A 15,494-nucleotide genomic window follows, 5' to 3' on the forward strand; every position below is an offset into this window, starting at 1 on the left:
TAGTTAATTAATCTATTTTTCTAGAAATACAGAAATGAGAAGGTGCAATTGTTGAAAAATATGTGGAAAATATATTTATTAGCTGTTATTAGTTTTCTTAATGGCGCATCAGAATACGTTATTGCCGGGGTCCTAGACAAAATTGCTGAATCTAGCAACATTTCAGTTTCTTCTGCTGGACAGCTAATTACAGTGTTCTCTATAGCGTTTGGCGTAGGTACTCCTTTTTTAATTGCTTTTACATCTAAATTAGACCGAAAAAAACTCTTAGTATATGCATTAACTGTATTCTCTGTTATTAACATTTTAATTGCAACGATAACCGGATATGAGATGCTTATCGTAGCTAGAATTATTTCAGCACTTAGTGCCGGTGTTATTCAGGTTACGCTCCTTACTCTTGCTGCGGTTTTGGCTGCTCCAGGAAAACAAGGCAGTTCAATTGCTACGGTTATTATGGGGAATAGTACGGCATTAGTTATCGGTGTACCCATAGGCAGGGTTGTAGCTTCCCATTATGATTGGAACATCATATTTATTGGTCTTGGAGTAATAGGACTTATTCTCTTATTCCTAGCGCTGCTGATCATACCCAAAGTGGTTGCTGAAGAAGTTGTTCCTTTGCGTGATCAGTTTAAATTCATCATGCAACCGCGTATTGCAGCAGCGTTACTGATTACGTTTGTGTGGTTAGGCTCATATTCCATTTTATTTACGTACATTTCACCGTATCTCCTTGATATATTTAGCATGAGTGATCAAGGTGTAACGGTAGCCCTGTTTATATTTGGTATCGCTAGTGCTATAGGTTCCAAAATAGGAGGACTCAGTACAGATAAATGGGGTACATTCCGTACACTAGCTGGCGGAATGATACTCCATGCCATTGCATTACTGTTGTTCCCGTTTATAGGCCAATCCATAGTTCTTCTATATATGTTACTTATTTTCTGGGCAATAGCAGCCTGGTCCTCAGGTACGCCGATCCAATTTCAGCTTATAAGTCTCGCTCCCGCTGCTTCAGGCATTGTACTTAGTTTGCATAGCGCGATTGGACAAGTTGGAATGGCTGCCGGAGCTGGTGTTGGGGGTATTGCTGTCAACCACAACTTGTTGAACTACATTCCATGGATCGGTGCGTTTGCCCTTGTGATTGGCATCGTAACAACACTGCTTGATAACTCCCTATCTAAAAGAAAACAAACGAAACAATCTTTGCAATAAATAAACACTTGTATCATCTTCGTTTGTTACATGCTCGTTAACGATGTACGAAACCTCTATAACAATAAGAAAGCAGCTGACCCAAGTGATCAGCTGCTTTCTTTGTTTTATAATTCATAACTCATTAACCCAATGATAGTAGGTCCAACTGCACCAAAGCTTGATGTGATGGGATTAAGTTCACAGCGAATGAAGTCAAGCTTATCGACGGTTTCCGCATACATTTTATATACCGGTTGAGACGAGTACTAACCTCCAAGCCTTGTTACACCACAACTAACAGTACGATAATTCCGAGAAAAATTGGTCAGCATACTGGGTGACCGAAATTTAATCCCCAGCCGACTCCGAATCTTTTCTCAACGATTAGGTTTGGATCCTTCCGATTGAAATAAATCATACCTAATAGCCATTTATCATCATCATGGACAGGTCTGAAATTGGAGCGATCTGCCGATTGCTCCAAGCGGCTTCCGCCCTGACCAGCCCAGAACGATAATGCTAAGGCGTATAGGATAATAAAGGCTATTATGATTAGGACAATGGGAATAGCGAAATTGATGTTCAGCAGAGATATCATATTTAGTTGCACGACGGACAACAGGATAACTATTAAGAAGCTTGCTGTAATCATAAAACCTGACCAAGTACGGCGGAAAGTTACGTCTTGTCTGTTGGAACGGTTCGGATCAGTGGGTTGAACCTGCTACTTCACTCTGCGAATACTCCAATTCTCAAATTTGCATCTTTCATCTGATAATAGGAAAGTATTTATTTCATCGTATAGCAAAGTAAATCAACTGGAAGAGAATTATGTCGAGTTATTAGAAGCATTTTTTATTTGGTCGATATGAACAACAATCCTTAGCGGCAAATTTTCCATCAGTTATTGAAAACTATTTTAGGAAATATCTTAAAGGAGAAAATTTTTTGTTAAACTAAGGAGTAGGTTAGTGTAATTTCCCGTTTTAGATAACGTTATAATATATACAGAGTTCAAGACATGAATACAATAAATGGAGGGGGAGGATTGAACAAGTATGTGTTACATATAGTTGCAAGTGTAGTTTGCTGTTGGTCTCTTATATGTTTTGTGGGATAGCCACCAACCCAAAATAGGACCTGTAGGAGACGGAAAACCAAATTATCCTTCAATATCTCAATGGATATCTATTAGCTCTTCTTTTATTCTTGGAGTAGTTAATTTACCTCTTTCCATAATTCGATATAGACAAAAGGCTAAAGAAGATATTAAAAGTTAATGCTTTATTACGCTAACGTAGAAACTATAATTGAATAAACGACGAAAATGAAGCTGCCTGTGTCGGCAGCTTTCATTACGTTAACGGGCAGGATAGATGAATTTTGTGAATATACGCCAGATATGCGAACGATAAAAACATAAACTTTTAAGATTAAAGACATGCTACAGTCTTCAGAATCGTAGAAAAAAGAGGTCGAACCCGCCCGGATTTTATGGCTATCAGCCCTTCGATGGTGAAGTGCCTTCATGCACAAGATACGATCATAATCCATTAAACCGGAAGGAATATCTCTTACATGTCTTGAATCACGATAAATCTGAATTAAAGCTGGAGGCGAATGAGATGCTGGAATTAGAGTTTACGACTATAGAGGAGTGGGATGAAGCATTGTGGGCGCGGATGGAGCGCATCTATCATGAGGCTTTTCAAAGCGGCGCTAAGACAAAAGCGATTCTGCGCAGTATGCTGGACCGGAAGATTGGTTATTTACACACGGGCGTGCATCATGGAGAAGTGGTTGCGATGGCTGTTACTGGACTGGAGGGGAATGTTGCGGACCGCATCCTGATCATCGATTACCTCGCGGTTGAACAGAAGTTGCGTGGGTGGGGCATAGGGACCTGGATGCTAGAGCAGCTCAGAGCCTGGGCGTTAAGAGAGCACCGGATCAAAGGTATGATTATCGAGGCGGAGTTCGGGACAACGGAGGCTCATCAGGAACGCATACAGTTCTGGCAACGCAACGGGTTCATCCTAACCTCCTATGTCCATCAATATAGAATGGTGCCAGAGCCGTATCAGGCAATGATGCTGCCACTGGATACAAGTACGCATGTGCCTGATGATGGTGAAGCACTGTTTCGTTATATCAATGCTTTTCACAAGGTTGCTTACCGGAAGAGTTAGACCGCATTCAATGGGGTAGTGGAAATGAAGGGGGATAAACATTCTCTTTTGTGTTTGGTTTAATGTAAGGACCATTAAAAACGGACATATGAAGAACCAGTCTTCACACTTTGGGGAGGATCGGTGCTGATGTAAAATGATCAGTTCTTGACTGCATGGTCAATAACTGATACATTAATCCCATGAGCAGACCAAGAGAATTTGATGTCGATCGTGTATTACACCAGTCTATGGAAGTGTTCTGGAATCAAGGCTTCAAAGCAACTTCTTATGAGGACCTTACGCGTACTACAGGAGTCAAAAAGCAAAGTTTGTACTGTGTTTTTAAAGACAAGCGATCGTTGTTCCTGAAGGCGCTGGCACTTTACCGTGAACAGGTTATAGCTAAACTGAAACAGATTGAAGCCCTGGATTCGTCTCCCGTTGATAAACTGGATACCTTACGATATTCCCTTTTAGACGATGAAACTAGCTGCCAAGGGTGTCTGATTGTGAATGCATCACTCGAATTCGGAACAGATGACGAGCAGGTCACACGCGAAGCTGAGCTCATGGCAGAAGAGATTCAACTGGTATTAGAGAAGATCATAAGTAGTGGCCAGAAACAACAGTTAATTTCCAACCGGTATACGAGTATAGAGCTTGCATCTTATCTAAATAACACCATTCTTGGTGTGAGAGTTATGGAGAAATCAGGTTCATCCCGTGAACAGATCGAGACGGTTCTGCGTACTTCATTTGGCATGATCATGTCTTGATCTTTTTTTTGTGAAATTCTTGACTATGGAGTCAAAAATAATTGAAGGCGGATCAATACACCACGAAAGCTTGAAGGAGGTGGGGCTTTTCGAGAAAAATCGTGTATTGATTCATTTGGAAATAACGTCTAGCTGTTAACCAGGCTGATTGCTGTTTAACATCTCCTAGGTCAATTTATATAAAAAAAACGAAATATGTGGAGGTTATTATGAATTATTCTCAATCCGTAGAAGCATTGTTCCAACCTATAGAGTTAGGTCACTTGAAGTTATCCAATCGGATCGTGATGGCGCCGATGACGCGTCAATTTTCTCCGGAAGGTATCCCGGGTTCGAATGTTGCGGGCTATTACCGCCGCAGAGCAGAGAACGCAGTGGGGCTTATTGTGACAGAAGGGACAATAATTAATCATCCGGATGCATCCAATCAAGCCAATGTGCCGCACTTTTATGGTGAAGCTGCAATGAATGGTTGGGCACATGTTGTATCTGAAGTACATGAAGCTGGTGGTCGAATTATTCCACAGATCTGGCATATGGGAGCCAAAGGTCATGTTAATGATTATTCGGAAGCTGAGATTGCTACAATCGTTCAGGAATTCGCACAAGCAGCCTCAGAAGCGAAACGCGTTGGGTTCGATGGTATTGAAATCCATGGAGCACACGGCTATCTGATCGACCAATTCCTGTATGAGAAAACCAACTCTCGTACGGATCGTTACGGTGGAGATATGTTGGCTCGCACACGTTTTGCAGTTGAAGTGATTGAGGCTTGCCGTAAAGTAGTGGGACCGGAATTCCCTATTGTACTGCGTTTATCTCAGTGGAAGACAGATGATTATCAGGCTAAATTGGCTGAAACACCGGAATTACTGGAGCAGCTTCTCGCACCGTTGGTTCAAGCTGGAGTCGATATCTTCCACTGTTCCACACGTCGTTTCTGGGAGCCGGAATTCGAAGGGTCTGATCTGAATTTTGCTGGATGGACCAAAAAACTGACTGGTAAACCGACAATTACTGTTGGATCGATTGGTCTTGATGGTGACTTTACAAGTCTGTTCACAGAAGGTAAAGGCGCAAGTAACGTCGGTATCGAGGGATTGGTACAACGACTTCAGAATGATGAGTTTGATCTGGTTGCTGTAGGCCGTGCTCTTCTAGTCGACCCTGAATGGGTTAAGAAAATTCAAGAAGGACGTATCGATGATCTGGTTCCATTCACAAGAGAGGCGATGACTGTACTTACTTAATTGCAGTTATAATCATTAGGAATATGTATTAATCAAACACACCTTCAAGATCATCTTGGAGGTGTGTTTGTAATGGCAACCAGAGTGATTTATCCGGTGGAACTAAAGATGAAAGACATAGAGATGAGACTGGCAGAGGATGCAAAAAGAAACATCGGAATAAGGTCCTCAACTTCATTATTGCTGGTTCCTTAATTTCTACATTATCACTCAACAACACCACTGCTTGGGGGGAGCTCTCCCTCCGAAAGATCAACGCTTCTCTTCACTGAATTCCCAATGCAAGTGACGATCTATTCATTAGTGCTAAGTGACAACAAGTGTTTTAGATTGTCATCAATAAATTGATTATCGGCACTGTTGATTCCACGACCGGCAAAATGGCCCCAGATCGATTGAATTGGTTTCAAGACAGCATTAGGTATACGCTTAGCTTCGTATTCATTATCGTCCGCTGTGCAGAAGAGATCCGTGCTTCCAGGCATGATACAGGCAAGTGCTTTTATGCTCTGAAGTGCTTTATCAAAGTCTCCGTTATAGGAGGGGTTTGCACTGATATCAGCATGTTGGCCTGTCCATAACATAGCCAGAACATTATGCGGATCCATATTCATAAAGCTATTTTCCCAGACACCAGCTACAAAATCCTCCAATGTGTCAAATCCCATCTCACGGTATAGCTCTTCTCTATAGAACGCATGTGATAGTCCCCATCCCGCATACACCCGACCAACGGCACGCATGTCTGTAGAACTTAGTTGGTTTAATTTATTTGAGTCGAAGCCGACTGCAGATAGCAATGAAGCTTTCACACCTTCCAGGACCACAAATGTGTGAGGCCAAGGTTTGGCGATGCCTCCGAAAGGTGCGATTCGTTCAACCATCTCCGGGTAACTTGCTCCCCATTGAAATGCCTGAATGCCGCCCATCGACCACCCGACGACGAGAGCAATCTTTTGAATACCGAATTTTTCGGTCAGCAGTTGGTGCTGGAATCGAACGTTGTCATAGATGGTTACCTGTGGAAAGTTAGCCCGATCGAATGGAGGAGGCGTGTTACTGGGAGAGGAAGAGAACCCATTGCCCAGCAAATTGGGAACGATAATAAAATATTTCTCTGGATCCAGTGCCATCCCGCTGCCAATGAGCCATTCATTCTGAATATGCTGATCTCCAAAAGCCGTTGGATAGACAATAACATTATCCTTCTGTTCATTTAATTTTCCGTATGTTTTGTAAGCAAGAAAAGCATTTGGTAACGTCACTCCTGATTGTAAGAGTACATCACCCAAATTAAAAATTTCATAATCCATCGTATAGTCGCTCCCTTCAAAATAAAAAACCACATGTTCACTGTGATCTCTTGTACTCAGTATAGAGCTGTGATACTCTCAATAAAAGTGAATATAATTCAAGATAGCATTCAATAAAATTGAAAGATGAAGGGGGGATCATCGGATGGAATTGCGTCAACTGAATACGTTTTGTACCGTTGCAACAACATTGAATTTCACGCGGGCAGCAGAAGCGCTGAGCTATGTTCCTTCCAACGTCACGATGCAAATTAAAGCATTGGAAGATGAGCTAGGTGTTCGCCTCTTTGATCGGTTGGGCAAGCAACTCGCGCTCACAACTGCGGGTAAACGCTTTTTAACACACGCCCAAGGTGTTCTTGAAAAAATGGACGAAGCTCGCAGTGCTGTCCATGATAATGAAAAACTAAGTGGTACCTTAACGATAAGTGCGAATGAGGTTATTTGCTCCTACCGGCTTCCACCTGTCTTCCAACGGTTTCGTTCGCAGCATCCGGGAGTTCGCCTAATCTTCCGCTCAGTTCCGAATCAAGAACTCAAGCAAACGCTCTTTGAGGGAACCACGGATATTGTTTATATGTTGGATGAACCCATTCGCTCGAGTGGACTTTCCGTGGAACCTTTGCTGGAAGAACATTTCCGATTGTTAGCTGCTCCAGATCACCCACTCGCCAAACGAACTGTGCTGCAATTGGAAGATTTTCATGATGAAGTGTTCCTGACAAATGAGAAGGGTTGTCCATATCGAACGATGTTTGATCGGTCATTTGAGAAAGAGGGCATTGATAGCATTACATATTTAGAGTTTCAAAGTGCTGAAGCCATTAAACAATGTGCAATTTCAGGAATCGGTATTGCCTTTCTTCCTGAGATCGTCGCGGAATCTGAAGTTGAACGTGGAGAACTTGTTGTCCTCCCATGGCAAATTCCGGACTTGCAGGTATATACACAGATGTTGTGGCATAAAGACAAGTGGCTTTCACCAATGATGTTATCTTTTATAGAAGCAACCAGGGTAGTTTTTGGTTCACAGAGTGAGAATAAAACCGTGTAGCTTATGTATGAGACATCAAACTGACTGTTGGGCACAGTAAAACGCTGCTGAAAGTGGGGAGACATTATTTATGATTCCATTAGTATACGACCAGATTAACCATTGGGGAAAAGACGATGAATTTTTCCTTTCATTGTTAAAGAGATTACAAGTAGAATCTATAGCTGACCTGGGCTGTGGAACAGGAAGATGGACTACTCATCTTGTTCCGTGTTGTTATAAAATTACCGCTATAGACCCCAATGAAGAAGCGATTGAAATGGCGCGAAGTAAAGATAATTCTGGAAATGTGAATTGGATTATAGGTGATAGTGCGGATTTACAAACCAATACCTATGATGCGGTAATTATGACAGCCAATGTTGCACAGGTATTTCTTACAGATGACAGTTGGAAGCAAGTGATCTCAGACGTATTCCGATCCATAAAAATTGGGGGTCACTTTATTTTTGATACAAGAAACCCTATGGTAAAAGTATGGGAAGAATGGGAAAAGGACAAAACTCCTGACTTAGCTAAAGATAGACTAAGCGGAGATCCTTTAGAAATTTATACAGAATATGAAGGGTTTGAGGGAGATATTTACACTTTCTATGAAATTGTAAAAAATACCAAAACAGACAAAGTATTAGTTCATGAAAAAATGCAGCTGAGGTTTCGAAATCAGGAAGAATTCAATGAGTCGCTGAAACAAATCGGTTTTTCCAAAATTAAAACATATGGGGATTGGGAATTTAAACAAGCAAATTCTGAGAATAGATCGTTTATTTTTCATTGTGTAAAATAGCAGTTAGTAAAAAAACCTCAAGGGACCAGAGCAGATTGAACACACTTCTTATTCCTAAAATAACTACAAACATGGTTCATTCAAATCCATTCAATGAAATTTGTTCATATATGATGAACTGGAGTATGATGGGGGAAGGCGATGCTGATAATCACCATATAATCAATGCTAAGTATAGAATGTAATTTGATATAGGTCTAAAGCTTTTGGACCCGGCTATACAACACCATACTTCCTTGAAGGGGGACATCTGTTTTGGATGAGCAGTTTCTAGATTTATTGGCCGAGAAGTATGATACGGAAGAAAAAATCATAACAGAGATCATCAACCTTGAAGCGATCTCCAATCTCCCAAAGGGAACCGAGCATTTTGTCAGCGATTTGCATGGGGAGTTCCACGCTTTTCAGCATGTACTAAGAAACGGTTCGGGTACCGTCAAAGAGAAAATCAAAGAATTATTCCGGGAGGTTTGGACAGATCAAGAAATCAATGATTTTGCGGCGTTAGTTTATTACCCGGAAGAAAAAATACAGCTGGTTATAGGGGAACTGAGCAATAAACAGGCTTTGAACCAGTGGTATAGACTAACAATTGAACACATGCTTAAGCTTATTTCTTATGCCTCTTCCAAGTATACACGCTCAAAATTGCGTAAAGCTCTGCCGGAGCAATATGTATATATTGTAGAAGAGCTTTTATACAAGACGGATTCGACCAACAATAAGAATCCTTATTACGAGGAAATATATCGGCAAATTATATCCTTGGGTCAGGCGGACAATCTCATTATCGGCCTTGCTTATACGACACAGCGCCTGGTCGTTGACCATCTTCATGTGGTTGGAGATATCTATGACCGGGGGCCGTACCCCGATAAAATTATGGATACGCTGATCAACTACCATTCTGTAGACATACAGTGGGGAAACCATGATGTCCTCTGGATCGGAGCCTACGCAGGTTCTCTGGTCTGCCTTGCGAATATTATTCGGATCTGCGCCAGATACGATAATCTGGACATCATTGAAGATGTATACGGAATCAATCTGCGCCCACTGCTAAACCTGGCGGAGAAATATTACGAGGACAATCCGTCCTTCAGACCTAAGCTACAGGCTGGCCATAATGTATCGGAGCAGGAAATTTTGCAGATCACCAAAATTCACCAAGCCATTGCCATGATTCAGTTTAAACTTGAAATCCCGATTATCAAGAGACGCCCATACTTTAATATGTCTGAAAGGCTTTTGCTGGAGCAGATTGATTACGACAACAATGAAATCAACATCTTCGGTAAAACGTACCTGCTGGAAAACACCTGTTTTGCAACCGTAAATCCGCAGAAACCTGAACAATTGCTGGAGGAAGAACGCCAAGTGATGGAAAAGCTGTTGTTTTCCGTTCAGCATTCCGAAAAGATGGCCAGACATATGAATTTTCTCATGAAAAAGGGTAGCCTTTATTTAAAATACAACGGGAATTTGTTAATCCACGGCTGTATTCCTTTGGATGAAGAAGGAAATATGGAAGAAATGCAGATTGAAGACAAGACATATGCGGGCCGTCAATTGCTTGATGTTTTTGAAGATTATTTACGTTACGCCTTTGCGCATCCGGAAGAGACAGAAGATCTGGCGACGGATATGGTATGGTACATCTGGACAGGGGAATGCTCCTCACTCTTTGGAAAGAGAGAAATGACCACTTTTGAACGGTATTTCATCCAAGATAAAGAAGCACATAAGGAGAGAAAGAATCCTTACTACCATTTACGTGAAAATGAAGAGATCTGTCGAAAAATCTTGCAGGAGTTTGATTTGAATCCAGATCATGGACATGTCATTAACGGGCACACGCCAGTCAAAGAAATTAGTGGAGAGAGCCCTGTTAAAGCAAACGGGAAAATGATCGTGATTGACGGCGGTTTTTCCAAAGCCTATCAATCCACAACGGGCATTGCCGGATATACCTTGTTGTACAATTCCTTTGGCATGCAGCTCGTTGCTCATAAGAAATTTAACTCAAAAGAAGATGTCTTATGTAACGGAACGGACGTGTTATCTCTAAAAAGATTGGTGGACAAAGAACTGGCGCGGAAACTGGTGAGGGAAACCAATGTCGGGGAACAGCTGTTGCAGAAAATCTCAAATTTGAAGGATCTATTAGACTATCGCCACATGAAATGAAACGATTGCTAAAGTACACATTCGGAGCAACCGTTTGAGTGCAATTGGACGTAGACGCTCGTATTGGGCAGGGAAGTAATAATACCCTGTCTGTACGAGCCTTTCTTTTGTAGCAGTGCGATCTAACAACGTAGAGGAAATGTAAATTTGCCTTCAATTTGTGAAGAGGAGGAAGATATGGACTACATTTCACGGAAGGAGATCATGATTCCATTGAAGTCGCTATTTTAGCGGCTTTTTTATTTTATCGGTACAAGTTTTTTCCCAAGTCCTGGACAAGAACATGGTCCGATTACCGATCAGCGTACAGATAATCGGTTCTTCTCTCCATAAATTCATTGAGCTAACGAGAAAGCTAGTTCATATAGGGCGGAGGGGTATAAAAAGATGTTGACTAATATAGGGTAGGGGGGTATAGTATTTAACAAGAGGTCGACGAGACCTGAGGAACTGGCCTCGAGAGTACAGCCCATCGTTTAGGTCAAACTAAACCAAAAAAATACCCACAAGAAGGGACGAAATAAGATGAAAAACATTGTATTGAACGTACAAGGTATGAGCTGCCAACATTGTGTAAACTCCATCGAAGGTGCTTTGAAAGAAATTGGAGTGAGTGGCAAGGTGAACCTCAGTGATGATTCGGTTGAAGCGACGTATGATGAAAATCAAGTCTCCTTGGAGCAAATTAAAGAAGTTATTGAAGAACAAGGCTACGAAGTAGCGTAAAAGTAATGGACGATAAGGGGAGTGAATTATTGTGGCAACAGCAGCGGCTCAGACCAAACAGTCGAGTATACAAATTACAGGTATGACCTGTGCAGCTTGTGCAAACAAAATCGAAAAAGGCCTCGGCAAAATGGACGGGGTCACATCAGCAAATGTTAACTTTGCTTTGGAAAAGGCAAGTGTAACGTATGATCCCACGAAAGTGGAAATGAAAGAACTTGAGGAAAAAATCAAAAAACTTGGATATGGTTCCGTTTCAGAGGTTGCGCAATTCAATCTTGAAGGCATGACCTGTGCAGCATGTGCGAACAAAATTGAAAAAGGGCTGAATAAGCTGCCCGGCGTGACTAACGCTTCAGTAAACTTCGCCATGGAAACGGCCCGAGTTGAATTTTCTCCTGGTGAGGTTTCCATCGAAGATATGAAAGACAAGGTGAGTAAACTCGGTTATACAGCGATCGTCAAACAAGACGGTACCAGTAATGGTGCAAGTGACCATCGTGCTAAAGAACTGAGTAATCAAAAACGGAAATTATTGATTTCGGCAATTCTTTCCTTGCCGCTGTTGTGGACTATGGTAGGTCACTTCTCGTTCACTTCATGGATCTATGTGCCGGAATTGTTTATGAATCCGTGGTTCCAACTAATCCTGGCTACACCAGTACAATTTTACATTGGTAGACAGTTCTATGTGGGTGCATATAAGGCTCTCCGAAACAGGAGTGCCAACATGGATGTGTTGGTAGCACTTGGTACCTCGGCAGCGTACTTCTACAGTTTATACTTGACCATTCAATGGTCAAGTATGGCTGAGGGGATGCATCATGGTCCATCCCTGTATTATGAAACGAGTGCGGTCCTTATTACTTTGGTTCTTATGGGTAAATTGTTTGAATCTCTTGCGAAAGGTCGAACATCAGAGGCAATTAAATCACTGATGAGTCTGCAGGCGAAGACGGCATTAGTGGTTCGGGATGGCAAAGAACTTACCATTCCAGTGGATGAAGTCATTGTAGGAGATGTTGTCCTTATTCGCCCAGGAGATAAAGTTCCTGTAGACGGAGAGGTGCTGGAAGGGATCTCATCTGTAGATGAATCCATGCTTACGGGTGAAAGCCTTCCAGTAGAGAAAAAAGTCGGAGATGCTGTGATTGGAGCTACGATTAATAAAAACGGTATTCTTCGGATCAAAGCAACCAAAGTAGGTAAAGAAACCGCTCTTGCACAAATTATTAAGGTTGTTGAAGAAGCTCAGGGATCAAAAGCACCAATTCAGCGGGTAGCCGATGTGATCTCGGGCATATTCGTCCCGATCGTTGTAGGGATTGCAATAGTTGCTTTCGTGGTTTGGTACTTCTGGGTTACACCAGGCGATTTTGCAGGTTCGTTAGAAAAAGCAATTGCGATTCTTGTTATCGCATGTCCTTGTGCACTTGGACTTGCAACCCCAACATCCATTATGGCGGGGTCTGGTCGTTCGGCTGAACTAGGGGTGTTATTCAAAGGCGGGGAGCATCTGGAGCAGACGCATAAAATTGATGCGATCCTTTTGGATAAAACTGGTACTGTTACAAAAGGTAAACCTGAATTGACTGACGTCGTCGCTCTTGGCAATGAAAATGAATTCCTGAAACTTGTTGGAGCTGCAGAGAAAAATTCTGAGCATCCACTTGCAGAAGCCATCGTTGTGGGCATCCAGGAACGAAATATCGAACTACCAGGAACACAATCCTTTGAAGCATTTCCGGGTTTCGGAATCCAGGCAATGGTTGAAGGTAAACAGCTACTCGTGGGTACACGTCGACTGATGGAAAAGTATAATATCGATGCAAAAGCAGCTTATCATTCGATGTCACGTTTGGAAGAAGCGGGGAAAACTGCGATGCTGGTTGCCATTGATGGGCAGTATGCAGGTATGGTCGCTGTAGCAGACACAATTAAAGAAACTTCGAAAGCTGCAGTGAGCCGTCTGAAAGAAATGGGCATTCAGGTCATTATGATTACAGGTGACAATGAACGGACGGCAAAAGCCATCGCTGCTCAAGTAGGTATTGACCACGTTCGTGCAGAGGTCTTACCTGAAGGAAAAGCGGAAGAAGTGAAAAAACTGCAATCACAAGGTAAAAAAGTGGCCATGGTTGGCGATGGTATCAATGATGCACCCGCTTTGGCAACTGCAGATATTGGTATGGCGATTGGTACGGGGACAGATGTAGCGATGGAAGCAGCTGATGTAACACTCATGCGCGGCGATCTATCCAGTATTCCTGATGCTATCTACATGAGTCGTAAGACCATGCGCAACATTAAGCAAAACTTGTTCTGGGCACTTGGTTACAACACTTTAGGCATCCCTATTGCAGCTATCGGTCTGTTAGCACCATGGGTTGCAGGCGCAGCGATGGCCTTGAGTTCGGTATCCGTCGTTCTGAACGCCCTGCGATTGCAACGCGTAAAAGTACGTCACTAGTCAGTTACTAGAACAGGAGCGAACATAATGATGAGGAGGAGTAAAAAAATCATGCTAATGTTAACCGGTGTTTTAGCTTTTGGTGTGTTGTCTGCTTGCGGAACCCCTAAAGAAAGTGCACATACAGATGGACATGGTGGTATGAATCATACTGAGATGAATTCTGAAACTGCAGGTGCGAGTCATGATCATGCAGTGCCTCATGCTGATTCAACAGCAAGTACCCTTAAAGCCTCGTTCTCCTTTGCATCAGATGTGAAGGCCAATGAAAATTCACATCTGACAATCCAAATCAAGGACGTCGATGGTAATCCGGTTAATGAATTTGAAATAGGTCATGAAAAACGAATGCACCTTATCGTGGTGAGTAAAGATCTTTCTTACTTTAATCATATTCATCCAGATTTTAAAGGCGATGGAACGTTTGTGATTGAAACTTCATTTCCAGACGGTGGCGAATACAAAATTCTTGCCGACTTTGTTCCAGAAGGTGGAGCGAGTACTACACCCAGTGAATGGGTGAACGTTGGGGGTCCAGAAAAAGCCCAAGAGCTCGTTCAAGCGGATTCCAACCTTGTAAAAGAAGTGGATGGTAAAAAAATAGAACTTTCATTGAGTACCAAAAAGGCCAATGAAGACATAAATCTGACCTTTAATATCATGGATGCGAAAACGGACGAAGGGATTAATAATCTGGAACAATACCTCGGTGCAGTAGGTCATGTCGTTATCCTTTCTGAGGATGCAGAACAATATCTGCATGTTCATCCAACAGAGGAAAAGGCAACCGGTCCAAAAGCGGAATTTATGACCTCCTTCCCGCATAGCGGAATCTATAAAATCTGGGGCCAATTCCAACATGATGGGGAAGTCTTTACAGTACCTTTCGTCGTAGATGTAAAGTGAGTAGAGAGGTATGAGCATGGGAGATACAATTAAAATAGCGATTAGTCCAGCAATCCAACTGGGTGGAAGCTTATTCACTCCAGAGCAACTAGTTAAAATTGGCGAGATTATTGGTCCAGATTCAAAAGTGGAAATGACACCCTTTAAGCAACTCTACGCAGAAGTATCGATTGAACAACGAGATCAGATCAAAAATGAACTTGAAGATCACGGTCTTGAAATAAACCCTGCAGGATTTGTAACCAAAAGCCTGATCACTTGCAACTTTTGTAGAGGTGCAGAAGAAGCAGGCATGGAAACAGCCAAAAATTTAAATCAAGCCATTTCCGGTATCGATACGCCTGCACCACTCAAGATTGGATATGCAGGATGCGCCTTAGGCACTAGTGAACCGTTGATTAAGGATATTGGGATCGTAAAGATGCGCGATAAGTTCGATGTTTATGTTGGTGGCGAGTCGAAGGGGCTTAAACCCTCCTTCGCCAAGCTGCTACATTCCGGATTAATGGAGGATCAGCTTATTCCTTTCGTTACTGCAATTATTGAATATTATAAGAACCATGCGAAAGGCAAAGAAAAGTTCAGCAAATTCGTTAATAGAATGACACTGGAAAACTTGAAGTCTATGACGCTTGAAAGGGGGTGAAA

The 15,494-nt window shown here is 42.3% G+C and carries 13 protein-coding genes; 11 read left to right on the forward strand and 2 right to left on the reverse strand.

Translation table 11 applies throughout. The annotated features are described in order from the left end of the window. The first annotated feature begins 60 nt into the window (after positions 1 to 60). Positions 61 to 1,224 (forward strand): MFS transporter, encoded by a 1,164-nt coding sequence (locus tag AC6CIF_RS12550; RefSeq protein ID WP_498199920.1) that lies wholly within the window; start codon positions 61 to 63, stop codon positions 1,222 to 1,224. Between the two features lie 307 nt (positions 1,225 to 1,531). Here AC6CIF_RS12550 and AC6CIF_RS12555 read toward each other — a convergent pair whose 3' ends face one another. After that, positions 1,532 to 1,858, reverse strand: a complete 327-nt coding sequence (locus AC6CIF_RS12555) for a DUF5808 domain-containing protein (RefSeq protein ID WP_498199884.1) — start codon at positions 1,856 to 1,858, stop codon at positions 1,532 to 1,534. 973 nt (positions 1,859 to 2,831) lie between these two features. Here AC6CIF_RS12555 and AC6CIF_RS12560 point away from each other — a divergent pair. The 3 genes from AC6CIF_RS12560 (at position 2,832) to AC6CIF_RS12570 (ending at position 5,403) form a co-directional block, all read left to right on the forward strand. Beyond that, entirely contained in the window at positions 2,832 to 3,395 is a 564-nt protein-coding gene (locus AC6CIF_RS12560; RefSeq protein ID WP_498199885.1) for a GNAT family N-acetyltransferase, read from the forward strand. 182 nt (positions 3,396 to 3,577) lie between these two features. Then, positions 3,578 to 4,153 (forward strand): TetR/AcrR family transcriptional regulator, encoded by a 576-nt coding sequence (locus AC6CIF_RS12565; RefSeq protein ID WP_498199886.1) that lies wholly within the window; start codon positions 3,578 to 3,580, stop codon positions 4,151 to 4,153. Between the two features lie 209 nt (positions 4,154 to 4,362). Continuing rightward, positions 4,363 to 5,403, forward strand: a complete 1,041-nt coding sequence (locus AC6CIF_RS12570) for an NADH:flavin oxidoreductase (protein WP_498199887.1) — start codon at positions 4,363 to 4,365, stop codon at positions 5,401 to 5,403. A gap of 293 nt (positions 5,404 to 5,696) precedes the next feature. Here AC6CIF_RS12570 and AC6CIF_RS12575 read toward each other — a convergent pair whose 3' ends face one another. After that, the gene (locus AC6CIF_RS12575; protein WP_498199888.1) at positions 5,697 to 6,716 is read right to left on the reverse strand and encodes an alpha/beta fold hydrolase; all 1,020 of its coding nucleotides are present in this window, start codon (positions 6,714 to 6,716) and stop codon (positions 5,697 to 5,699) included. 145 nt (positions 6,717 to 6,861) lie between these two features. On the opposite strand from AC6CIF_RS12575, the gene AC6CIF_RS12580 reads away from it, so the two are divergent. The 7 genes from AC6CIF_RS12580 (at position 6,862) to AC6CIF_RS12610 (ending at position 15,492) form a co-directional block, all read left to right on the forward strand. Continuing rightward, the gene (locus AC6CIF_RS12580; RefSeq protein WP_498199889.1) at positions 6,862 to 7,770 is read left to right on the forward strand and encodes a LysR family transcriptional regulator; all 909 of its coding nucleotides are present in this window, start codon (positions 6,862 to 6,864) and stop codon (positions 7,768 to 7,770) included. 70 nt (positions 7,771 to 7,840) lie between these two features. Beyond that, positions 7,841 to 8,557 (forward strand): class I SAM-dependent DNA methyltransferase, encoded by a 717-nt coding sequence (locus AC6CIF_RS12585; RefSeq protein WP_498199890.1) that lies wholly within the window; start codon positions 7,841 to 7,843, stop codon positions 8,555 to 8,557. Positions 8,558 to 8,812: 255 nt separating this feature from the next. Then, positions 8,813 to 10,744, forward strand: coding sequence for a fructose-1,6-bisphosphatase (locus tag AC6CIF_RS12590; protein WP_498199891.1), 1,932 nt, complete (start codon positions 8,813 to 8,815; stop codon positions 10,742 to 10,744). 525 nt (positions 10,745 to 11,269) lie between these two features. Then, positions 11,270 to 11,470, forward strand: a complete 201-nt coding sequence (locus AC6CIF_RS12595; RefSeq protein ID WP_047843207.1) for a cation transporter — start codon at positions 11,270 to 11,272, stop codon at positions 11,468 to 11,470. An 82-nt stretch (positions 11,471 to 11,552) separates the two neighbouring features. Next, positions 11,553 to 13,940 (forward strand): heavy metal translocating P-type ATPase, encoded by a 2,388-nt coding sequence (locus AC6CIF_RS12600; protein ID WP_498199921.1) that lies wholly within the window; start codon positions 11,553 to 11,555, stop codon positions 13,938 to 13,940. Positions 13,941 to 13,991: 51 nt separating this feature from the next. Further along, positions 13,992 to 14,846, forward strand: a complete 855-nt coding sequence (locus AC6CIF_RS12605; RefSeq protein WP_498199892.1) for a DUF8832 domain-containing protein — start codon at positions 13,992 to 13,994, stop codon at positions 14,844 to 14,846. Positions 14,847 to 14,862: 16 nt separating this feature from the next. Beyond that, a complete protein-coding gene (locus AC6CIF_RS12610) occupies positions 14,863 to 15,492 on the forward strand; it encodes a nitrite reductase (RefSeq protein ID WP_498199893.1) in 630 nt (209 codons plus the stop codon). Positions 15,493 to 15,494: the final 2 nt, after the last annotated feature.

The sequence above is a fragment of the Paenibacillus sp. GQ49 genome, from assembly GCF_059759055.1.